At 55.9% G+C, this 21997-nt stretch carries 21 protein-coding genes and 1 pseudogene; 19 read left to right on the forward strand and 3 right to left on the reverse strand.

Annotated elements, in window-relative coordinates; genetic code table 11:
- Positions 1-6: 6 nt before the first annotated feature.
- From fliD to BM029_RS17665, 3 genes and pseudogenes are all read right to left on the reverse strand, one after another.
- Positions 7-1452: a flagellar filament capping protein FliD gene (fliD, locus tag BM029_RS17655; protein WP_092438226.1), complete on the reverse strand. Its 1446-nt coding sequence runs from the start codon at positions 1450-1452 to the stop codon at positions 7-9.
- A gap of 414 nt (positions 1453-1866) precedes the next feature.
- Positions 1867-3492, reverse strand: a complete 1626-nt coding sequence (locus tag BM029_RS17660) for a flagellin N-terminal helical domain-containing protein (protein ID WP_092438228.1) — start codon at positions 3490-3492, stop codon at positions 1867-1869.
- 272 nt (positions 3493-3764) lie between these two features.
- Positions 3765-3887 (reverse strand): annotated as a pseudogene (locus BM029_RS17665) (flagellar hook-basal body complex protein FliE); the annotation flags it as partial.
- Positions 3888-3975: 88 nt separating this feature from the next.
- Here BM029_RS17665 and BM029_RS17670 point away from each other — a divergent pair.
- From BM029_RS17670 to BM029_RS17755, 19 genes are all read left to right on the forward strand, one after another.
- Positions 3976-4161, forward strand: a complete 186-nt coding sequence (locus BM029_RS17670) for a hypothetical protein (RefSeq protein WP_092438231.1) — start codon at positions 3976-3978, stop codon at positions 4159-4161.
- Positions 4162-4345: 184 nt separating this feature from the next.
- Positions 4346-4525, forward strand: coding sequence for a flagellar export chaperone FliS (locus tag BM029_RS25690; protein WP_211482502.1), 180 nt, complete (start codon positions 4346-4348; stop codon positions 4523-4525).
- A 1-nt stretch (position 4526) separates the two neighbouring features.
- A complete protein-coding gene (locus BM029_RS17675) occupies positions 4527-4853 on the forward strand; it encodes a flagellar protein FliT (RefSeq protein ID WP_170851124.1) in 327 nt (108 codons plus the stop codon).
- 15 nt (positions 4854-4868) lie between these two features.
- Positions 4869-5870, forward strand: a complete 1002-nt coding sequence (locus BM029_RS17680) for a flagellar hook-length control protein FliK (protein WP_092438234.1) — start codon at positions 4869-4871, stop codon at positions 5868-5870.
- A gap of 116 nt (positions 5871-5986) precedes the next feature.
- Positions 5987-6274: an EscU/YscU/HrcU family type III secretion system export apparatus switch protein gene (locus BM029_RS17685; RefSeq protein WP_092438236.1), complete on the forward strand. Its 288-nt coding sequence runs from the start codon at positions 5987-5989 to the stop codon at positions 6272-6274.
- A gap of 178 nt (positions 6275-6452) precedes the next feature.
- Positions 6453-7106, forward strand: a complete 654-nt coding sequence (locus tag BM029_RS17690; RefSeq protein ID WP_092438238.1) for a response regulator — start codon at positions 6453-6455, stop codon at positions 7104-7106.
- A gap of 206 nt (positions 7107-7312) precedes the next feature.
- On the forward strand, positions 7313-7828 hold the full coding sequence (locus BM029_RS17695) for a chemotaxis protein CheW (RefSeq protein WP_092438240.1): 516 nt from the start codon (positions 7313-7315) through the stop codon (positions 7826-7828).
- A 46-nt stretch (positions 7829-7874) separates the two neighbouring features.
- Positions 7875-9566, forward strand: a complete 1692-nt coding sequence (locus BM029_RS17700; RefSeq protein WP_092438242.1) for a methyl-accepting chemotaxis protein — start codon at positions 7875-7877, stop codon at positions 9564-9566.
- Between the two features lie 141 nt (positions 9567-9707).
- The gene (locus tag BM029_RS17705; RefSeq protein WP_170851125.1) at positions 9708-11420 is read left to right on the forward strand and encodes a sensor histidine kinase; all 1713 of its coding nucleotides are present in this window, start codon (positions 9708-9710) and stop codon (positions 11418-11420) included.
- A gap of 101 nt (positions 11421-11521) precedes the next feature.
- Positions 11522-12214 (forward strand): Hpt domain-containing response regulator, encoded by a 693-nt coding sequence (locus tag BM029_RS17710; RefSeq protein ID WP_092438246.1) that lies wholly within the window; start codon positions 11522-11524, stop codon positions 12212-12214.
- A 244-nt stretch (positions 12215-12458) separates the two neighbouring features.
- A complete protein-coding gene (gene flhD, locus BM029_RS17715) occupies positions 12459-12776 on the forward strand; it encodes a flagellar transcriptional regulator FlhD (RefSeq protein ID WP_092438248.1) in 318 nt (105 codons plus the stop codon).
- Positions 12777-12827: 51 nt separating this feature from the next.
- Positions 12828-13454, forward strand: a complete 627-nt coding sequence (flhC, locus tag BM029_RS17720; protein ID WP_092438250.1) for a flagellar transcriptional regulator FlhC — start codon at positions 12828-12830, stop codon at positions 13452-13454.
- 85 nt (positions 13455-13539) lie between these two features.
- Positions 13540-14400 carry a flagellar motor stator protein MotA gene (gene motA, locus BM029_RS17725; RefSeq protein WP_092438251.1) on the forward strand — a complete coding sequence of 287 codons (861 nt, stop codon included), beginning with the start codon at positions 13540-13542 and terminating at the stop codon, positions 14398-14400.
- A gap of 27 nt (positions 14401-14427) precedes the next feature.
- Entirely contained in the window at positions 14428-15360 is a 933-nt protein-coding gene (gene motB / locus BM029_RS17730; protein WP_092438253.1) for a flagellar motor protein MotB, read from the forward strand.
- 12 nt (positions 15361-15372) lie between these two features.
- Positions 15373-15753: a response regulator gene (locus tag BM029_RS17735; protein WP_371329135.1), complete on the forward strand. Its 381-nt coding sequence runs from the start codon at positions 15373-15375 to the stop codon at positions 15751-15753.
- An 83-nt stretch (positions 15754-15836) separates the two neighbouring features.
- Positions 15837-17912 (forward strand): chemotaxis protein CheA, encoded by a 2076-nt coding sequence (cheA, locus tag BM029_RS17740; RefSeq protein WP_092438255.1) that lies wholly within the window; start codon positions 15837-15839, stop codon positions 17910-17912.
- A gap of 70 nt (positions 17913-17982) precedes the next feature.
- On the forward strand, positions 17983-18483 hold the full coding sequence (locus tag BM029_RS17745) for a chemotaxis protein CheW (RefSeq protein ID WP_092438257.1): 501 nt from the start codon (positions 17983-17985) through the stop codon (positions 18481-18483).
- Positions 18484-18523: 40 nt separating this feature from the next.
- Complete coding sequence (locus BM029_RS17750) at positions 18524-18976, forward strand: transposase (protein WP_092438259.1); 453 nt, start codon at positions 18524-18526, stop codon at positions 18974-18976.
- 167 nt (positions 18977-19143) lie between these two features.
- A partial coding sequence (locus tag BM029_RS17755; protein ID WP_244545111.1) for an autotransporter serine protease occupies positions 19144-21997 on the forward strand: 2854 nt, incomplete at its 3' end.

The following is a 21997-nucleotide window of genomic DNA, read 5'->3' on the forward strand; positions in this document are numbered from 1 at the left end:
CTGCCTTTATGAAGTTGTAGCGGGGGCGAATTGCGCTGTCAAATAAGCACTGGTCGTCTTCATCGAACTCATCAATACATCGAGCTGATTAAACTGCAGCTTATAGCGCGCAATCGTGTCATCGGCCACGCTTTGCGCACTCTTGATCTGCGTCGCCAGCGACTTCAGTGTGTTATTCACGCCAGCGGTCGCAGATTGCAGGGCTCCGCCCGTGTTAATGAAACCGGTGATCAGCGTCGACATTTGCGAACCGAGGCCGGTGCTGCCGGTGGCACTGGAAAACAGATTCTGGACACCGCTCATGTTGCTGTTCAATGCCGCCGTCAATTTGGTCGAATCGATTGCCAGCGTGCCATCGGTCTGGAATGATACGCCGATATTCGACAACATCGTCAGGTTGCCGCCAGCCTGCGGCGTGTTCAACTGTGAACGGATACGCGTCTGAATGTTGCGTAGTGTTGCATCGCCGGTCAGAGCTGACTGGGTGTTTGCAGCCACGTTAAAGGAGCTCAGGTTATTCTCTATGCTCACCGAATTGTTATAAGTCTTCACAAAATTTGAGATCGCCGTCTGCACGTCGGCGGTGTTGTTCGCCAGTGTCAGCGTACTGCTGCCGATCGCGGTCAAGGTCATGGTGGTGCCTTGCACTGCTTCCGCGACGGTATTGCTAGCGCTGCTGACAGCGATTCCGTTGACCGTCAGTTTGGCATCTTGTCCGACCACGGTTTGCTGCATATTCTGGGTCGCCGCCGGGTCATTTGCCAGCAGATTCGACACTGCCGCATCGCCGCTGACCGTAATACTCATGCTTGATTTCACGCCAGTGGCGTTGGACGTCAATACCAGTCGATCCGGTGTACTGCTGCCATCATTGACGATCGTTGCCGTAACGCCCATCGCGGCGTTGCCATTGATGGCATCGCGGATACCGGCCAGTGTGTTATTCGAAGAATCGATCGTGATCGAGGTGGCGGGACGTGTGGCATCTGCGGTAAACGTCGCACCGGAATAAGTGCCGGTGCCGGCATTCAGCGTCCCGCCGGAAATCGCGCCGAACTGTAACGTGACCGTAGTAGGGGCACCGCTGCCAATCGCGGTAGTGGTGCTGGCAACGCCAGTTGCCACCAGCGACTGCGCTTGCGTCAGTTGCGTCACATTCACCGCATAAGTACCGCTCTTGGCCGTGGCAGTGGCGCTAGCCGCCAACACGCCGGTGGCGCTGGAGCTCGCCGTCACGCTTTGGAACAGGGATACCGAGCCGAGCGCCGCCGCAGCAGCCTGCAATCCACTCAATGCGCTTTGCAGCGTGCCATAGGCCGATAGCTTGGCATTGTAGCTGCTTTGCTGATTCGTCAGCATTGTTACCGGTACCTGTTCAGACGTCGTCAGACCGGCCAGCAAAGTATTCAAATCAAGTCCAGAGCCAACACCCAGGCTAGAAACCGTTGTCATATCAGATCCTATCAATTTCAGTTAATCGTGACTCAGCGATGCTCCATGCGGAACTGCATTAGCAAGGCCTTGAGAAACTATTTTCACTATCAGCACAGCCTTCATCTGCTCGGGATTGACGGTAGTCACATTCTTTGTTTTTTTTCATCCACGCTATCGGTACTGCCTGCCGCGACAGGCACGACGCTTGAAGTTGAAACGACATGCTTGCTTTCCCGTAAAAACCGCTGTCCGCTCACGCCTGTATTCCAATGCGCATTTTCGAAGTCGCATTGTCCAGGCATGACTGGACAGCCTTAGTTACGTCAATTCACTACGCCCACTCGATCGGCACGCCGGAAAAAATGGGCCGCCGCACGGGCAGCCCACCGCCACAAACGCATGTAGCAGCCGTTTGTGCCGTCGTCTATAAGCTTATTGCAGCAGCGACAGAACGCCTTGAGTCGATTGGTTAGCCTTCGCCAACACCGAAGTTCCTGCCTGTTGCAAGATCTGCGCACGTGTCATGTTCGACACTTCAGTTGCATAGTCTGCATCTTGAATACGCGAACGGGAAGAAGACAGGTTGGTGATCGTGGAGCCAAGGTTGGAAATCACCGAGTCAAATCGGTTTTGTACCGCACCCAGCGAGCCGCGCAATTTATCTACCTTTGACAAAGCTTCGTCCAACGCCTTCAAAGGGTCAACAGTTACCGTGGCGTTGCTAACAGTCTTGGTGGTGAGTTTGCCAGGATTGGCCGTATCGGTATAAACCACGTTGGCAGATGCATCAGTCACAACGCCATTGCTATTCAGATTGACTGTCTCGAGGGCGGTCTTTGTCAATCCGCTTGCACCGATAAAAGCACCAGTCAATGCTCCGCCAGCAGTCGCTGTGTATGTAGTAGCGCCCGTACCATCGACGTCGACAGTGCCACCGTTAGTTTTGAGGTCGGCGGCAACCGCGGTAGACGAAGCTGCTTCACCAGCCACGGTAAAGTTGGCGCCGGCCGAAGTGTAGGTAGCGCCAGTGGCACCGATCTTGATCGTATCACCAGATTGCATACCCGTTGCAGCAGCAGTCAGATTCGTGACGGTAGCAGCGACGGAAGCCGTTCCTGTCTTGGTCAGGTTCTTGGTTGCATCCAGGTACAGTGCAGAACCATCGGAAGCGTCTGTCAGGGCACCCTTGCTATCGATATTGACATTTGTGGACTTGCCGCCAATGGTGACAGTAGCAGTTACACTGCCGCCAGCGGGGGGAGTCAGTGAGGCGTTCGTGTTAGCAAGTGTGCGAGCAGAGTCGGCGACAGAATAGCTCTGGTTCGCAGCGTTATAGGTGTAAGTTTGCGTACCGACGGCGACTGTACCCTTATCTTGAATGGCAGCCAGAGCGTTGTCTGAAGTGGCGCCATTAGCGGCTGCAGTCAATGTGCGGCTGTAAGCAGTGACGCCATTAGTCGTTGCGCCGGCAGCAAACCCTGCGATCAACAAATCGGTAGAGGCTGCCCCTTTATTTGGCGAGCCAGTGCCGTCCACATTGAAGCCGGTCAAACCCAGCGTCTTCGAACTGATTTCGGATAAGCCAATCGAAATAGTTTCTCCATCATTGGCACCGACCTGCACGCTGAGCGTCTTGGCCGATGAAGAAAGTACTTTCACGCCATTGAAATCGGTTTGTGCCGAAGTACGGTCGATTTCACCAAGGCGTTGGGTAATTTCAGCCTGAATCGAGGCCTTGTCAGCAGCGGAGTTACTGCCATTGGCCGCTTGCACTGTCAGTTCACGGACGCGTTGCAAGTTGTTGTTGATTTCGTTCAGCGCGCCTTCGGTGGTTTGCGCCAGCGAGATGCCGTCGTTAGCATTACGTTGTGCCGTCGTCAAACCCGTAATACTGGCGGTGAAGCGATTGGCGATGGCCTGACCCGCAGCATCGTCCTTGGCGCTGTTGATACGCAGGCCGGAAGACAAGCGCCCGATCGCACTGCTTAACGCAGATTGCGATTTGGTCAGGTTGTTTTGTGCAACTAACGAGAGGATATTGGTATTAATGACTGACATGTTGTGACCCCTGTAACTAAAATTGTTGGATGTCGGCTAAGTCGCCGTAACGTTTGCCCACCCTTACCGGGATGAAAGCCACCGTTAGTCATGTTATCGACAGCGACATCGGAAACATTTAGGGTTACGTGAAAATAAATGTTCCTGAATTAACTTTAAACCGAATTGCAGGTGCTCTAAGGTTTGCTCCAGGTCATGCAGAGCTTGCTTCAAGCTCGGGGAAGTCCCTTGCTGGGGCCGCAGCGAAAGCAGTCTTTGAGCAGCTTCCAGGCCGGTAAATTGAAAATTTCTTGATACGCTGCCACCAGCTTGTTACGCACCTGCAAATCCATTTGAAAGCCGACACCCGCTTTTTGCAAATCGACCATCACGTCATTCAGCAACATGCCAAGCTTCAAAGCGTACCAGCTATCAATGCAATGCAAAGCGACAACTGCTGCCAAAAAACCTGGCTATTCAACGGATCGAAATTCAGGCTGATAATTGACAATCGTTAAGATCGCCAAATTGACGACGGCACTGAGTACGAATCTGAGCGGCATTCAAAACTTGTTTTCCAGCGCTACGGGGACTACCGGCATCGGTGCGCAGATGTCGACCTTGCTTACCACCGGTATCACCGGCAGCGGCCTGTCGAAAACGGCGACAGACGGTTTGAATAGCAACTAAAGACACTGGCTACGCAAATGACCAGCATCCAGGCGTCGATCAGTGCGACGATCACAAGTTATGCAATGTAATTCACGGAGCTCGGCGGGCTGGTTGCCAGCATGAGCCAGACCAGCAGCTACCTGCCCCAGCAATTTGCGACAATCAACGATACTTCCAAGTAAGATAATTAAAATAACGGTTTATGTACACATCATCTGCACCTAATCAAGCCATTAGTCCGGGCGCTCGGGCCTACGCACGGATCGGCATCGAAAGCGCTGAAATTCTGGTCGAAGGCAATGCCATATCGAAAGCCATCAACATCGTCGATAACGGCCTCAAAGCCAGCCTGGATGCTACCGATCTTTCGACAAGGGGATGATATGGCGTCTCAACATAATGTGATGGATTGCTACGAGCAACTCGCGCCGCTCACTAGTCGCATGCTGGAACTGGCGCGCGCCAGCGACTGGGACGGCCTGGTACTGCTGGAACAGCAGTTTCTGTCTTGTGTCGAGCGTTTGAAAGAGATTGAACTGACGGCGCCTCTGGGGCCGTCGCAACTGGTACGCAAGCATGACTTGCTGACTCTGATCCTGGCCGCCGATGCAGAAATCCGCGATATCGTTACTCCGGAACTGGCGCAACTGAGCAGGTTGCTGGGCAATCTGCATCGTCAGCAACACCTCAACCATGCTTATGGTCAGTAATTTCGGCTATGTGCCATGAGTGGCGGCACGCCCCTGATTGACAAGGTGTTGGCGACGGCGCCGATGCAACGTTCTGATCTGGTGCCGTTGAAAGGGCAGCTCGCCATCTATGCGCCGGATGCGACTACCGATATCGAAGCGATTGCGAACGATACCCGTCTGCCGTCGCGCGCGGCAGTCGACCGCCAGCTCGGCGTCGACCTTGGCCAGCCGGTGCAGCCTGGCGTCGCCCGGCTGGCGCCGGGTGTTGCTGACGGCGCCAGCTTGAGCGCAGCTGCGCGGGTCATCAGTGAGTTGCTGGGTAGCGCGCCAGCCAAGGGCGAGCCGGTACGTGGCAGCGCACCCTTGTGGCCGGCAACCGCTGCACAGGAACCGGAGCCGCAACAACTGTCCGCCGCTCTGGCGCGCAGTGTGGCGGACAGCGGCTTATTTTACGAATCCCATCTGTTGCAATTTTTCAGCGGCCAGCGTTCGTTGGCCCAGCTGCTGCAAGAACCGCAAGCACACCTGAGGCTGCAGTTAGCGGCCGCCGAGACACCTGCCACTGCCTCCAGTCCCGTCACCAGCCACGTTGCAGCAAGCATAGCGGCGGATGCAATTCCCCTGGTGCGTCAACAGCTTGAGCTGCTGGCGCTGTCGCAATTCCGTTGGAGCGGTGAGGCCTGGCCGGGTGCCGGCATGGAATGGGAGGTCACGGAGCAGGGGCGGCGCCAGCAAGGCGGTGCAGACAGTAACAATCCGCATAGCACCCCGCCCACCTGGAGTACCCGCGTGAGCATGACGTTGCCCCGGCTCGGCAGTATCGAACTACGTCTGAGTCTGGTGAACGATCGCTGGCGTGCAGATCTTGGCGCTGCCGAGGTAGCCACGATGAATGCCATGCGCGCCGACAGCGGACAGTTGCGGCAGCGATTTTCGGCGGCTGGCTTGCCCCTAGGCGGCTTGGAAGTGGCGCAATTGCCACAAGCGGCAACCGAAGACGAATCGGATAAAAAAAATGTCAACAAAAGTAAATAATTGTATTAGAGTAATGTTCGTTGTCTGGGGGACACATCCCCGGGTGATACATTTTCCTTGCGTTTGGCAAGCTGGAGCACTGCAAATGCATCGCGTTGACGAGCCGGTGGGCCGCTATGGAAACTGAGGGTTCAAGCCGTAAAAGCGTGATAGCGTTATCGCATGCCAGCCCGGACCAGGCGTCGGTGGTTGTGGCAAAGGGTTATGGCGCGGTGGCAGATGCGATTGTGCAGCGGGCGCGTGAAAACGGCTTGTATGTACATGCCTCACCCGATCTGGTGAAGCTGTTGATGCACGTTGACCTGGACCAGCAGATTCCGCCGCAACTTTATCTGGCGGTGGCTGAATTACTGGCGTGGATATATAGCTTGGAAAATGATTCGACGCAGCCGGAGCCCGCTTGAATCTTGCAAGATTGACGACAGCTCGAAGACAAGTATTATCTATTTAATATGAATGGGCGACATTGCAACAAAATGTGCGCATATTGTAGGTAAAGTTGTTTCTGTCGCATTGTGCAGACATAATTGCCGATCGATAATATTCGGTTTTCGATTGTGAAATGAGATTGTTCAAAGAATCATGGATATGAACGCTGCGTCGCCGATTCGGGTATTGATCGCTGATGATCATCGCATTGTCAGGCGTGGGTTGCAGCATATCCTGAATGCCAGCCCCGGTATCACCGTGATCGGCGAGGCTAGCGACTATAACGGCATCATCGATATCCTGAGAGAGCAGCAGTGCGATGTCCTGTTGCTGGATATTTCCATGCCGGGCAAAGACGGCATTGAAATCCTGCATTTGCTCAAAAGGCGCGAACCTGGGCTGCGCATCATGGTGCTAAGCAGTCACAGTCCGGAACAATTTGCCGTACGTGCCCTGAAGGCGGGTGCGGCCTCCTACCTGACCAAAGACGGCGCTCCCGATGAACTGGTGGAAGCGGTGAGGGTAGTCGCGCGCGGTCGTAAATACATCAGCAAAGGCTTGGCCGAATCACTGGCGAATCACGTCATTGAAGAAGACATGCTGATGCCACATGAACAATTGTCGAACCGGGAGTTTCAGACTGTGCGGATGATCGCCTCGGGCCAGACCCGCGCCGAAATTGCAAAAAGTCTTTCCATCAGCCCCAAGACCGTGAGTGTCTATCGTTCGCGCGTACTTGAAAAAATGGGGGTAAGCACTAACGCCGAGCTGACCCATTACGCCATCGAGCACGGTCTACTCGAATAAGCCTGCAGATTTCCTCCCACGAGCGGGATGATCACCCGTCCAAGCCTTGAATAGAGGGCTGTTTCAAGCCCTTTTCCCACCATCGATAGCGTTTGCTCCTGTTTATATTGAGTCACTTAACCTGCTGCACCAAACCAGACTTTTAAGCTGGATTTCGCCGTTCGATACGACAGCAGGTGCATTTCAATTTATCAAGGATCAAGTTCATGACGCTTGCCGCTCAAACGCCGACTCAGATGCGCCGTTCCGCCGTTCAAAATGAAGTCGCCGGCCACGAATTCCTTACCTTTACCTTGGGTAAGGAAGAGTACGGGATCGACATCCTCAAAGTGCAGGAACTGCGCGGTTACGACAACGTTACCCAAATTGCGAACGCACCTGATTTCCTGAAAGGGGTGGTCAATCTGCGTGGGGTCATTACGCCCATCATCGACATGCGCATCAAGTTCAAACTGGATGCTTCCAGCTATGACCAGTTTACCGTGGTCGTGATCCTGCATCTGGGGCAGCGCACGGTAGGCATGGTGGTGGACGGCGTGTCCGACGTGATTACCCTGTCCAGCCAGCAAATCAAGCCGGCGCCGGAAATGGGGACAGTCCTCAACACGGATTATCTGATCGGCCTGGGGACGCTCGACGACCGCATGCTGATTTTGCTGGATATCGACAAATTGATGTCGAGCGATGAAATCGGGTTGATTGACAAGCTAACAACAAACTGACCACCTGACAGCCGCACCGGCCAAGTGGTTGAAACTGGAGTGAGACATGCAGTTTACAAATACCAGAATAGGGATCCGGCTGGCAGTCGGTTTTACGTCCATCTTGTTACTGGTAGTGGCAATTACAGGAATAGGTATCTGGCGCTTGCAGCAAACTGGCGCCGCTGTCGAGACCATGGTGTCGCAATCCCTGGTGCGTGAAAGACTAGCCGGGGACTGGCAGGATGCGGTAGCGGTCAATGCGGTGCGTACGATGGCGGTAGTGCGTAGTGACGATAGTAAAATCCAGAAAATTTTTCAGTCGGAAATGAACGCAACCTCGGAGCGCGCCTCCGAATTGCAAACCAAGCTACACGGACTGTCTGACGACAAGGGCCGGCAGGAATTGGCCGAAATAGCCGCTGCCCGCGCCGCCTACACCGAAATGCGGGATACCGTGCTGACTACGCGGCTGTACGGCAGCGCAGAAAGCGCTACAGCCATGATAGAGAAGGATCTGGATCCGGCGCGCAAGGCGTACATGGACAAGTTGCAGAAGTTCGTCGATGCGCAACGCCAGGCAATTGATGCCGGTGCGCTCGACATTGCCGCCAACTATCGCTCCGGCAGGATGTTGCTGGTCACGTTTGGTGTCCTGGCAATCGTGCTCGGAGCATTGTTTGGGTGGCGCTTGACCGCCGGCATCGTCAAGCCGCTGCATGATGCTGTCGCCGTGGCGCAGCGCGTGGCGCAAGGTGACCTTGGTGCCAGTGTCGAAGTAAAAAGCCGAGATGAAACCGGGCAGCTGCTGCAGGGTATTAAAGAGATGATTTTCTCCTTGCGGGACACGGTAAGCCGGGTGCGCAACGGTACGGAAAATATCGTCACAGCCTCGCGTCAGATCGCCGCCGGCAACCTGGATTTGTCTAGCCGTACCGAAGAACAGGCCGCCAGCCTGGAGCAAACCGCGGCTTCGATGGAGCAACTGACCTCGACCGTCAGGCAAAATGCCGACAATGCGCGACAGGCCAGCCAACTAGCTGAAAACGCGGCTACGGTGGCCGTGGGCGGTGGCCAGATAGTGTCTGACGTGGTTGCCACCATGGCCTTGATCAAGGGTAGCTCGCACCAGATCAGCGACATCATCGGCGTTATCGACAGTATTGCCTTTCAGACAAATATATTGGCACTGAATGCCGCCGTGGAAGCAGCGCGTGCCGGTGAGCAGGGCCGTGGTTTTGCGGTGGTGGCAGCCGAGGTGCGCAATCTGGCCAAGCGTTCGGCAGTGGCCGCCAAAGATATCAAGCTGTTGATCGGGGCATCGGTCGACAGGGTTGACGCTGGCAGCAAGCAGGTCGACGCAGCGGGCGCCGCGATGAGCGAGATTGTTGCTTCGATCCGGCGCGTGGTCGACATCATGGCCGAAATTGCTGCAGCCAGCGAGGAGCAGAGCAGCGGCATCGAACAAGTCAACCAGGCAGTGGGGCAAATGGATCAGGCCACGCAACAGAATGCCGCGCTGGTAGAGCAGGCAGCGGCGGCAGCGCACAGTTTGCAGGAGCAGGCCGGGGAACTGCTGCAAGCCGTCAGTATCTTCCGCCTGGAAGCGGAAGCCGGGCGATCATATCGATCGCATTCAGCCATGCCGAAACAGCACGATTCGGCGAAATCGCCTGCATCTTTCGATTTGGCGGAAAAGCATGCTGCCGATGAGCAGCCGATGTCGATGTCGGCGCCAATGCTGGCAAGTGTAAATTGATCAGCGGCCAGCTTCGACGATGCGGGATAATAGCGGGTACGTTTAAGTTACTCCGGTGCTAAAACCACAATCACCGACATGCTGCGCCTATTGTGACGGTAATATCTGTCACAGTTCCCAATTGATTGTATGCTCATCGTAATGCAAAGATTTACCTCTGCCTGGCGTCGCCTGCTAGCCGTTTCAAAGACGGACAACCTGTTTTGCGGCCCGCGTTTCATGCGCCTTGTCTACGCGATCGTCGTAATTGCCATTCTTATCATTGGCTACGTCTGGCTGTACGCCGGTTATCAAATCGGTTCCGACTATGAACGCGACGTTAAAACCATCCAGCTTAGCCACACCATCGTGGTACGCGATTTTTCCCAGCGTTTGCTACGATCGATAGATGAGCGCGATCGCTTGCTAAAACTGGTTCGCAGCGACTACCAGAATGCCGGTGGAAAAATCGACCTGCAGCGCTACACCGCGATATTTGGCGGTTTATACACGCAGTTGACGATAGTTGACCAGGCTGGGCGCCTGGTGACCTCAACCCGAAATACGATCGGTTCCGATTGGAGCGGCAATGAATTGTATATCGCCCATCGCGACCATCTGGACGATTCGTTGCGCTTTTCCCGACCGCGCAGATTGCTCGGCAGCGATCAATGGGTGATGCATATAGCGCGCCGTATCTTCTCTGACAAGGGAGATTTCACCGGCATCGTGGAGCTGGAATTCGCAGTAGATCGCCTACCGGCGCTGTATGCGAATCTGGACCGGATTCGTGCCGGCCAGCAGCAGGTAGTCGGCACCGATGGCATCGCTTCCGAGGCGTCGCATCTAAACGAAAGAATGATCTTGCGCCGGATTGATGAAACGATCATGGAACTGGACAATAGCGAACTTGACAAGGATCAGCTGTTCACCGGTCAAAAAGCGTCTGACGACCAGCATTCGTGGGTGTCGCGCAAACTGGCGCCTTACCCGCTTCTGTTGTCGGTGAAACTGCCTGATCCGGAGCCGTTGCCGGGACAGGAAGACTCCAAGCTGATGGGGTACGTCATGTACGCCTGCGTGCCGACCTTATTGATCTTGTTATTGATTACACTGACCTACCGGACCATCAGGCGACAATATGAGGTAGTAAGAAAATACGATGCCATGCGGCGCAGCGCGAGCGAATCCAACAAGCGGAAATCGCGCTTTCTGGCGACCGTGGTGCACGAACTGCGCACCCCCCTGAGCGGCGTCCACGGTTATTCCGAGCTGGTGCGAGATACCAGCAGCGATCCGCAGAGTCGCGAGTTCGGCGACCTGATTCATCAAAGCGCGATCTATTTGCATGGTTTGTTGAATACTTTGTTCGACCTGGCACGTATCGAAACCGGCAGGGTAGTGATATTCCACGAGAATATCGATACGCTGAGCTATTTCGAATACGTCGGCTCCATGCATAAAATCAACGCCGACAAGAAGGGCCTGAGTTTCCAGATGCGGCTGGCGCCGGACTTGCCACGCAATTTCCTGTGCGATCGGGTCAGGTTGTCGCAAATTCTCAATAACATGCTCGATAACGCTGTCAAATTTACCGTGACCGGCGGTGTTACGATAGAGGTGACCACACGCATGAATAAACTCAAGATCAAAGTGCTGGATACCGGTCCCGGCATCGCCAAAGGAGAACTGAAACATTTGTTCGAATTTTTCTATCAAGCTGAATCGGTGCGCGCCGGCCGTAGCCGCGGCTTGGGTCTGGGTTTGTCGCTGGCCAAGGAGTTTACAGATTTGATACGCGGCAGCATTCGCATCGAATCGGAGGTGGGAATCGGCACTGTGGTCAATTTGAGCATTCCCTTGCATGCGCGCTAGGCGGACGGAAAGCTGGCGTATTCCGCTTATATATTGCGCGTATGGGTGGCGCCAGGGTTGATGTCAAAACAGGATATCTTCTCCTTCTCTAGGGGGTGGTGATGCGGTCCGCGTTAATTCTGGTGGTTGAAGATCATCCTATCAACCGCCGTATGCTGCAGGCGCAGCTTGCGGCTGAAGGCTGGCAAAGCGAACTGGTTGCTACCGGCGCTGAAGCCTTGCTATGGCTGACGCATACCCGGCCGGTGGCGGTAATCACCGATTATGTGCTGGAGGACATGACCGGTGTCGAACTGCTGCATCAGGTTCGGCGCTGGGAGGCCGATGCATCGGCATTGCCTCCGATCCCGATGATTCTATACAGCGGCATGTCGCTCGAATATCTGCAGCGTGAGTCAAGAGGCCTGGATTGCACCGCTATCCTCACCAAGCCTATCAGCCGTGAGCAATTGCGACAGACGCTGGCGCCGGTGGTTCCGCAGAAACCGGCGCCGACTACCCCTAGCGCGCCCGACGAGTTATTGACGGATTTTCTACAGTTCGGGTATCTGCAACTGGCCAGTCTCAATGCCAGCATCAAAGACAGGCGATGGGTGGAGTCCGCGAACTTCGCGCATGGCTTGCGCGGCGCCGCCGCCGTACTGCAACAGACAGAAATTTCACAATCTGCAGCAGAAATCGAGAACCAATTGCGAAATAACGTATCAGAGGTTACAGAAGAAGCTTACAGCCGTTTGCAAAATGCGCTGGACAAGCTTGCTTTGCAACTCAAGGCAGGCCAGCAGTGCCGCTGACAAGACTGTCGTAACGGCATTTCTCTCATCTCCCCCCCAAGCTACCGCGCAATGCGGTGCTGAAGTAGGAACAATGCCTACATCAATTCAGCCGAATATTTCACTCATATCAAGACCCTTCCCGACTCATTTCTTTATTGAAACATTCCATAATTGCTTGGAAGCAGCAAAAAAATACAAAAACTAAAAGATTGCTCACCAATTGCCGTAAACACTCATAAGTAGTCTCAGTCTGGGGAAAAGCATGGACAGTAATGGATTTGTAAACGAGGTAAGTGAAGTCAATCTATCCTATCTGCTGTTGGCGCAGCGTCTGTTGCGAGAGGATAAAGCGACAGCCATGTTCCGTATGGGATTGAGCCGGGAACTGGCCGATCTGCTGGGTAATCTCTCGTTGTCGCAAGTGGTGAAACTGGCGGCATCCAGCCTCTTGTTGTGCCGCTTCCGGTTCGACGATCACGCGATTCTTTCATCGTTGACGCATAGCGACAAAGACCATGCGTTACAGCAGGCCCACGCTTCCATCCTGCTGGCAGGGCAACCACTGGAAGGCATCCGATGATGCGCTCCGCCCTGGTCGTCGTCATCGCGTTTACCTTCGGCACTGGCAATCGTGGCTACTAACAAAAGCGTGATCCTGGAAGCCCAGGAAATCCAGTTGGCCATCGACCTGATCAAACTCGGCGCGCGCCTGCAATTTCTGGAAGCGGAAACCTCCTTGAGCCGTGATCGCCTGATCAAGCTGTACAAAGAGATCAAAGGTATTTCACCACCCAAGGGACTGCTACCGTTTTCCACGGACTGGTTCATGACCTGGCTGTCGAATATCCATTCGTCGATGTTCTACAACATCTATCGCTTCATGCTGGCGCATGGCGACGGCAAGCAGATTGTCGCGGTGGTTAAGAGTTACCGGCTCTATCTGGAGCAAGTTGAGCGGCAGGGCGGCACGCCGATCCTGGATTTCACCCGCGCCTGGACCCTGACCCGCTTCTTCGACAGCGGCATGCTGCAGCTAAGTACCTGTAGCCGTTGCAGCGGCCGCTTCGTGGCGCACGCCCATGATCTGCAAAACGGTTTCGTCTGCGTCTTGTGCCGGCCGCCGTCGCGTGCCGGCAAGACCCGCAAGTCGCGTTCCCCGCTGGTCGAGCAAGAGTCGGAGCAGAATCATGATCCGGCGCACGGCTACCGGCCGGTGCCACAGTGGATTGCGAGTCATGCCAAGGGCGGTTTCGCCTGAGCATGATAGCAATGCCGGTCGATCCGGCTGATCTGGCCAATCCGGCAGCTGGAATTGATGAGGTTTATTTCAAGGGGAATCAAAAGTGCTAGTTTTTGTCGGCTATATCGTTGTTATAGCTTCTGTGTTTGGCGGTTACGCCATGATGGGCGGCCATCTCGGGGTGTTGTTTCAACCGGTCGAATTGCTGATGATCGGTGGCGCCGGGGTTGGTGCTTTTGTGGTCGGCAACGATGGCAAGGCCATCATGGCCACCCTCAAGGAATTGCCGAAACTGTTGCGTAGCTCGAAGCACAATAAAGAGTTGTACATGGAGTTGATGGCCTTGCTTTATGTACTGCTGGCGAAAGCGCGCAAAGACGGCATGCTGGCGCTGGAAGCGGATATCGACGATCCATTGAACAGCCCCATTTTCGCGCAGTATCCGCTGGTGCAGCATGACCCGCGCGTGATTGAATTCCTGACCGATTACCTGCGCCTGATTGTCAGCGGCAACATGGATGCGTTTGAAATCGAATCGCTGATGGATCATGAAATAGAGACCTACAAGCACGAGGCCGAAGTGCCGGCACACAGCCTGGCCAAAGTTGGAGATGCATTGCCTGCGTTTGGTATCGTGGCGGCGGTAATGGGGGTGGTGCATGCGCTCGCATCTGCCAATTTGCCGCCATCGGAAATGGGTGAATTGATTGCGCATGCGATGGTGGGTACTTTCCTCGGGATTTTGCTGGCATACGGCTTTGTGTCGCCGCTGGCGACATTGATCGAGCATCAGGTTGCGGAATCGGTGAAAGTGTACCAATGCATCAAGGTCACTTTGCTGGCAAACCTGAACGGCTACGCGCCGCAACTGGCGGTGGAATTCGGCCGCAAGGTGCTGTATTCGACCGAACGTCCTTCGTTCACGGAACTGGATGATCATGTGCGCCAAGTCAAGAGCCGCTAGTTCTTCCGGACGCAAGGTGGAGGCCGCATGAGCAAGACTAACAAACAGCACATCGTCGTCAAACGGATCACTGCCAGCAAGCACCAGGCGCATGGCGGCAGCTGGAAGATCGCTTACGCCGACTTCATGACGGCGATGATGGCGTTTTTCCTGGTGATGTGGTTGCTATCGAACTCTTCGCCAAAACAAAAGGAAGGAATTGCCGAATATTTCAAGATGCCGTTGAAGGTTGCTATCAGCGGCGGCGAGAAAAGCAGCTCCAGCAGCAGCGTGATTCCCGGTGGTGGAACTGATTTCACACAGGTGGATGGCGACGACAAGCGAAGCAATCCCGATGCCGCCGATACCGATCGCTTGCGGGTATTGAAGAAACGGCTGGAGCAGGTGATTGACGCCAATCCCGTGCTCAAGCAGTTTCGGCCGCAATTGTTGATTGATATCACCAGCGAAGGGCTGCGAATTCAGATCGTCGATAGCCGCAACCGGCCGATGTTCGATATTTCCAGCGCCAAGGTGCAGCCATACATGAGCGTCATCCTGCGCGAGATAGGACCGGTGCTGAATGAACTGCCAAACAAAATCACGCTGGCAGGACACACGGACGCCACACCTTATGTGCTTGGATCGAAGTCTTACAGCAATTGGGAGTTGTCGGCGGACAGAGCCAATGCTTCGCGCCGCGAGCTGATCGGCGGCGGCATGACCGAGCAGAAGGTGCTGCGCGTGATGGGAGTGGCGTCGACCATGGACCTGAACAAGGCCGATCCGTTGGATCCGGTCAATCGGCGCATCAGCATCGTGGTACTGAATCGGCGTGCGCAGACACAGATAGAACAGGAAAATGTCAGCGGCAGCGATGCCGGCCTCAAGCTCGATGCGCAGAAAGACAGCGCAAGTCAGTTGCGGGAGGGCGCATCCAAGCCGTCGCCAGGTGCAGCGGAACATCGTGAAAAGCCGTGAACGCGAGCTCATATGATAACTAAAACAATATTGGTGGTGGACGACTCGACGGTAATGCGCAACCTGATTGCCGCGACCCTGGCTGACGGTGCTTACCAGGTTCTGCTGGCGGCAGATGGCAAGGCCGCGATGCAGCATGCGCATGGGCACGCTGCCGCGATCGATCTGGTGCTGACCGATTGGAATATGCCGACCATGGGCGGCCATCAGCTGATTTGCGAGCTGCGTCAGCTGGAAAATTATGCCGAGACACCGATCCTGGTACTCACCACCGAGGCCAGCGATACAGAAAAATCCGAAGCGCGCGCAGCAGGCGCAAGTGGCTGGTTGAGAAAACCGATAGAACCCGCAACCTTGCTGGAAGTGGTCGGCAGTTTGCTGGATGCGGAGTAGCGATGGCGGCAGGTCACGCGTCTTTGCGGTTGGAGTGCCGTAGGCCAAACAATCAGAGAGTGCAGTAAGGAGATCACAACGATATGGATATTACCGAGTTTTACCAGACCTTCTTTGAAGAAGCGGACGAGCTGCTGGCCGAAATGGAGCAGTTGCTGCTGGGGCTGGATATGGATGCGCCTGACAGCGAGCATTTGAACGCCATATTTCGCGCTGCGCATTCGATCAAAGGCGGCGCCGCCACTTTCGGGTTTGTAGCGTTGACCGACACTACGCATCTTTTAGAAAATTTACTGGACCGTGCCCGTCATCAGGAAATACGACTGCGCAAGGAAATGATCGACGCTTTTTTGGAAACCAAAGACGTGCTACAAGAACAGATAAGTGCTTATCGGGCCGGTACTGAACCAGATCCTGAAATGGTCGCGCGGATTTGCGCGGTTTTGCAGCAATTGGCGAATGAAGAAAACGCAGGCACCGCTAGTCAGGCGGTGGTGGCGCCGGTGCTCCCAGTGCTGGCCGTCAGCGCTGCACCGGCGGCCGGGCCAACACCTGCCGTCGCGGCTGGCAGTTCGCAACTGCGGGTAAAGTTTTCCAGGATATCCGAAAGCGATCGCAAGCTGCTCGGGTCAGAGCTGGAGAATCTGGGGACTGTGGTGGCGCAGACGCAAAGTGAGGATAGCCTGACCTTGTGGCTGGAAACCAGCTGCAAGGCAGACGACATCATCGCAGTATGCTGTTTCATCATCGATATCGATCAGATCGACATCAAACAGGACGCGGGTGCGCCGGCGGAACCGGTGGAATCTACGTTTGCCGCGCAACCGATGGCCGAGCCGCAATCAATTGCGGTGGCAGAACCTGTGGCGGCGAAGGTAATCGCTATCGCGACGGCGGCAGCAGTGTCAACCTCGGCACAGTCAAAGGCTGCAGCGACTGCAGCCACTCCGGTTGCATCCGCAGCCGCCAAGGAGTCCAGTTCGATTCGCGTCGACGTGGAAAAGGTTGACCAGATCATCAATCTTGTGGGTGAACTGGTGATCACTCAGTCGATGCTGGCGCAGACCGCGGCGACATTGGATCCGGTACTGCATGAACGCCTGTTGAACGGCATGGGACAGCTGGAACGCAACGCGCGCGATCTGCAGGAATCGGTGATGTCGATCCGCATGATGCAGATGGATTATGTATTCAGCCGCTTCCCGCGCCTGGTAAGGGATCTGACCGATAAACTCGGCAAGCAGGTGCAACTGGTGACCTTTGGCAAGGCCACGGAACTGGACAAGAGCCTGATTGAACGCATCATCGATCCGCTTACGCATCTGGTGCGTAACAGCCTGGATCACGGTATTGAAAAACCTGAACAGCGTATCGCTGCCGGCAAGGACCCGGTCGGCCAGTTGCTGCTGTCGGCTCAGCATCAGGGCGGCAATATCGTGATTGAAGTCAGCGACGACGGTGCCGGATTGAACCGGGAAAAAATCCTGGCAAAGGCGATCCAGCAAGGAATGGCGATCAGCGACACCATCAGCGACGACGAAGTCTGGCAATTGATTTTCGCCCCGGGTTTTTCCACTGCTGAGAAGATTACCGATGTTTCAGGACGTGGCGTCGGCATGGACGTGGTCAAGCGCAACATCCAGGAAATGGGTGGGCATGTCGAAATTTCCTCACGTCAGGGCAACGGCACCACTACCAAGATTGTGTTGCCGTTGACGCTGGCGATTCTTGACGGCATGTCGGTCAAGGTCGGCAATGAAGTCTATATCCTGCCGCTGAACTATGTCATCGAATCCTTGCAGCCGCGCGCTGAAGACATTCATTCCGTGAGCAACGAAGAGCAGGTCCTGCATGTGCGCGGCGAGTATCTGCCATTGACAGAATTGCATCGGGTGTTCAATGTTGCCGATGCGCGCACCGATCCTACCCAGGGCATCGTGGTGATTTTGCACGGTGAAGGAAAACGTTTCGCTTTGCTGGTGGATCAACTGGTCGGCCAGCATCAGGTAGTGGTGAAGAATCTGGAGACCAATTATCGCAAAGTCCCAGGCATCTCTGCCGCCACCATTCTTGGCGACGGCAGCGTTGCCCTGATTGTCGATGTCTCGGCGTTGCAACGCGCCAATCGCGAGAAAGCGCCGCTATTGGCTGCAGCTTGAAGTGCCGAGGGCGCCAGGCGGTAAGCGGCGTCCGCGTAGCGTAAGAAATCTTGAAAAAAGAAAGAATGGAATGGCTAACGATCACAACAAAATTCTGACAGGACAGGATGAGTCAGAGGGACAAAAATTTCTGGTGTTCACGCTTGGCAGCGAAGAGTACGGCATTGATATTCTAAAAGTGCAGGAAATCCGCGATTATGAAGCGGTCACCCGGATTGCTCATGCGCCGGACTTCATCAAGGGCGTCACTAATTTGCGCGGCATCATCGTGCCCATCGTCGATTTACGGATTAAATTCCGTCTTGAGAATATTCAATATAACCATCACACGGTGGTGATCATCTTGAATATCGCCGAGCGTGTCGTCGGCATACTGGTTGATGGCGTTTCTGATGTGCTTACCTTGAGCCGTGACGAAATCAAGCCGCCTCCGGAGTTTGGTGCGGCCTTGTCGGCTGAATACCTGAGCGGCCTGGGAACGGTAGAGCAGCGCATGTTGATTCTGATCGATATAGAAAAACTCATGTGCAGCCCTGACATGGCATTGTTTGAAACCGCGGAAGCAGCCTGAGACAGTGGCGGTATAGGCGCATGACGACAGGAATGTAGAGATGAAACTTGACGATAGTCAATGGCAAAAGCTGGAACCTTTAATGGTGGGAAAGCAAGGCGATCCCGGCGCCAGAGGACGCGATAACCGCTTGTTTATCGATGCCGTACTTTGGGTCATCAGCAATAAATCCATATGGCGCAACCTGCCTGCCGAATTTGGCAAATGGAACACCACCTATATGCGTTTTCGACGCTGGAACGAATGCGATATCTGGCGTCAGCTGGAACAGGATATGGTTGACCAACCGCTTCTGAAATCCATGTTCCACGAGATCGTTGCGTATGGCGACCAGCAGACCGGGCGCATCAAACAGCGGCTGGACAGGCGTGCAAAAAAGCTGGTTTACAATTCGGCGCTCGGTAAGTTGGATAGCGGTAGAAACAAGTCGGCCAACGCAGACGAATCGACTTCGCATTGGGTTGGCCTGGTGATGAGGGGAGTCGCGGTTTAACAGGTATTTTTGCAGGTGTTTTGAATTTGTTTTCTGAAATATAAAGGTAAAGAAGCAGCTCCTGACAATCTCGTAATTTGCTCTCAAGAAAGTCCGACGACGTCCGTTAATACAGTAAACGGATGGCCCGTCTGGCCAATGATAGAAGCAAATATTCTGAGGATGTTATGAACAAGGAACTGTCTGCCGGATGTTCGTTGTCGATGATTGCGATGGCCGTATCGGTCCTGATCGCGGGTTGCGGCGGGGGCGGCGGCGGTAGTGCCGGTACCAGCCCGCCAGCACCTGCCGTGCCTACGGCACCGCCTGTTACGACAACTCCCACACCGGATAACAACAGCGGCAATGCGATAGTCCCTCCACCTGTAGTGACACCGCCGCCGACCATGCTGAACGTGCTGGATCCCAGCAATATCAAGGCTGCCCGTAGCCAAGGCCTGACTGGCGCCGGCATCACGGTCGGCATAGTCGATACCGATTTCGATACCAGCGATCCGCAACTGGCCGGACGCATCAGCAAGACGGTCTACAGCGTCGGCGGCGCCAACGGCAATAGCCATGGCACGGAAGTGGCGGAGGTTCTGGCGGGGAGTATTTCAGGTGTGGCTCCCGGCGCGTTCTTGCAGGTAGCGGCCGCCGGCACTACCGACAACAGTCTACTGCTCAATAACCAGATGTATCAGGATCTGTTTAGCAAGGGCGTGCGGATTTTCAACCAGTCCAACGGCGTCAGTCCCGTCGGCGCGTCGGTCGGTATGGCACTTGCCCTGCATACTCTGTACCAGCCGTATGTGGCCCAGCAGGGGTTGTTCATCTGGTCCACCGGCAATGACAGCGCAACCCAGCCGAACCTGAATGCCAGCCTGCCCAGCTTGTTCTCCGACCTGCAAAAGGGCTGGCTGGCGGTGACGGCGGTCAATGCTGTCGGTGGCGCTAGTGGCTATTCCTTCAGCGATACGGTGCCGGGCATGATTTCAAGCTACGCCAACCGCTGCGGCGTTGCCGCCAACTGGTGCCTGGCGGCAGCCGGCGATTTTATCTCTGGCACCACCGGCACCCGCGTCTACGGCACCTCGTTTGCCGCGCCGGCGGTGAGTGGTGCGGCAGCCCTGGTGCAACAAGCCTATCCCTGGATGAATGCCGACCTGATCCGCCAAACCATTCTCTCGACAGCGACAGATATGCACGATCCGGCCACTTACGGCTGGGGATTGCTCAATGCCAGCAAGGCGGTCAACGGCCCGGCGCTGTTTGATCAGCGACTGGCGCTGGGGCCGAATGTGAATGTCCAGTTCGATAACGCCAGTTCAGTGTTCAAGAACGATATCGGCGGCGATGCCGGCTTGAACAAGAGCGGCAACGGCCAATTGACCCTGGCCGGCAACAATACCTATACCGGCGCCAGCAATATCCTCGGTGGCCGCTTGAATATCACCGGGGCGGTCGCTTCCAGCGTGAATGTCGGCGCGTCCGGCCAGCTCGGCGGCGACGGCGGCCGTATCCACGGCAATGTGAACAATAGCGGCCGGGTCAACAATAGCGGCGCCGGCCTGACCATCGACGGCAATTACGTAGCGGTGCCGACGGCGGTGCTGGCCAATCAGCTCAATACCACCTTGACGGTGGGCGGCGCGGCGATACTCGGCAATTCGCACCTGATCGCCACCACGCCGAGCGGCAACCAGGATCCCTCGGGTTATGTCACGCAGCAGGCCGGTATCACCGGCAAGGTGCTGAGCGCTGCCGGCGGTGTCAGCGGCCAGTTCAAGGATCTCAGCTTCGAGGCCGACGGTGTCAGCTTCGCGCCGGGGGTGTTTATTGCGGCGACCTTGTCATACCAGGCGCAGCAAGTCGATCTGCAGATCAGCCGCACCAATGTGGCCAGCATGGCTGCGGCGGCGTTTGGCAACGACCCTACCCGCAACAATGCGGCCGCCAACCTGGAGACCGGATTGCAGGCGGCGGACCAGATGGTCGCCAGCGGCAATGTAAGCGGGACCAACGGGGCGTTCCTGGCGAGCGCTGCGGCCTTGCAGAAGAGCGCCAGCGTGGCGGTGGCAGGGCAGGTGCTCGATAGCCTGTCGGGGCAGATCCACGCCTCGGCCCAGGCGCTGACGTTCCAGCAATCGCAGGCGCTCAATCGCGATCTGGGCAATCGGCTGGCGGCATTGGGCAGCCAGGCGGAAGGGAAAGACGGTACCGGATTGTGGGTCAGCGCCATCGGCGCTTCAGGCAAGCTGAGCGAGAGCGGTTATGCCACTGGCGATACATCGCTCTGGGGTGGCCAGTTCGGGGTCGACACTCATCTCGGTCCGGACACGATCGTCGGTGCGGCGCTGGCGTATGCCGACAGCAAGGCCAGCTTTGACCGGCTAGGCGGCCAATCCAAGGGACACAATACCGGTGTCTCCCTGTATGGCCGCCATGCGTTTGGCGAGAGCGGCTGGTACGTATCGGGTAGGGCAGGCGTGGCCGGCATCGACAGCACGGTGTCGCGCACGGCGGTGATTGGCAATACGGAACAAAACCTGGGAGCGGGACACACGGATAGTCTGTGGTCGGCTTATGCGGAAAGCGGTTATGTGCTGCCCCTGTCCGCCGATGCCCGGCTGACGCCTTATGCCGGACTGGCCTACGATCACCTCAAGCGCGGTGGTTTTACGGAAAGCGGCGGGGTGTTCGGACTGACGGCGGACAGCCAGGCGTATCAGCAAACGGCAGGCTTGCTGGGTTTGCGTGGCGCCAGCAGTGTCCAATGGTCGGGAGGTTTGAGCGTAATACAGGCGTATGCAGCCTGGCAGCATGCGTTCACGGCGGGCAGCCTGGATTTCAGGGCGGCGTATGTGGGTGCGCCGGCGGCGGGATTTACGGTGCAGGGGATCGGCTTGTCGCGCAATGCCGGCTGGGTCGGGCTGGGATTGAATACGGCGGTGGACAAGCGCTGGGGCTGGTATCTCAACTACGATGCGCAGCTAGGCGACGGCGGCCTGGGTAACAATGTGCTGTCGCTGGGGCTGCGCT

Origin of the sequence: Collimonas sp. OK607 (assembly GCF_900111995.1) — a bacterium.
Classification (GTDB): domain Bacteria; phylum Pseudomonadota; class Gammaproteobacteria; order Burkholderiales; family Burkholderiaceae_D; genus Collimonas.

Coding starts and splice junctions, on each gene's coding strand:
- BM029_RS17745 (WP_092438257.1), top strand. CDS start 17,983: ATGGCTAACGATCACAACAAAATTCTGACAGGACAGGATGAGTCAGAG.
- BM029_RS17705 (WP_170851125.1), top strand. CDS start 9,708: ATGCAAAGATTTACCTCTGCCTGGCGTCGCCTGCTAGCCGTTTCAAAG.
- BM029_RS17750 (WP_092438259.1), top strand. CDS start 18,524: ATGAAACTTGACGATAGTCAATGGCAAAAGCTGGAACCTTTAATGGTG.
- BM029_RS17700 (WP_092438242.1), top strand. CDS start 7,875: ATGCAGTTTACAAATACCAGAATAGGGATCCGGCTGGCAGTCGGTTTT.
- fliD (WP_092438226.1), bottom strand. CDS start 1,452: ATGACAACGGTTTCTAGCCTGGGTGTTGGCTCTGGACTTGATTTGAAT.
- flhD (WP_092438248.1), top strand. CDS start 12,459: ATGGACAGTAATGGATTTGTAAACGAGGTAAGTGAAGTCAATCTATCC.
- BM029_RS17735 (WP_371329135.1), top strand. CDS start 15,373: ATGATAACTAAAACAATATTGGTGGTGGACGACTCGACGGTAATGCGC.
- motB (WP_092438253.1), top strand. CDS start 14,428: ATGAGCAAGACTAACAAACAGCACATCGTCGTCAAACGGATCACTGCC.
- BM029_RS17685 (WP_092438236.1), top strand. CDS start 5,987: ATGGAAACTGAGGGTTCAAGCCGTAAAAGCGTGATAGCGTTATCGCAT.
- cheA (WP_092438255.1), top strand. CDS start 15,837: ATGGATATTACCGAGTTTTACCAGACCTTCTTTGAAGAAGCGGACGAG.
- BM029_RS17710 (WP_092438246.1), top strand. CDS start 11,522: ATGCGGTCCGCGTTAATTCTGGTGGTTGAAGATCATCCTATCAACCGC.
- BM029_RS17695 (WP_092438240.1), top strand. CDS start 7,313: ATGACGCTTGCCGCTCAAACGCCGACTCAGATGCGCCGTTCCGCCGTT.
- BM029_RS17680 (WP_092438234.1), top strand. CDS start 4,869: ATGAGTGGCGGCACGCCCCTGATTGACAAGGTGTTGGCGACGGCGCCG.
- BM029_RS25690 (WP_211482502.1), top strand. CDS start 4,346: ATGTACACATCATCTGCACCTAATCAAGCCATTAGTCCGGGCGCTCGG.
- BM029_RS17660 (WP_092438228.1), bottom strand. CDS start 3,492: ATGTCAGTCATTAATACCAATATCCTCTCGTTAGTTGCACAAAACAAC.
- BM029_RS17675 (WP_170851124.1), top strand. CDS start 4,527: ATGGCGTCTCAACATAATGTGATGGATTGCTACGAGCAACTCGCGCCG.
- BM029_RS17690 (WP_092438238.1), top strand. CDS start 6,453: ATGGATATGAACGCTGCGTCGCCGATTCGGGTATTGATCGCTGATGAT.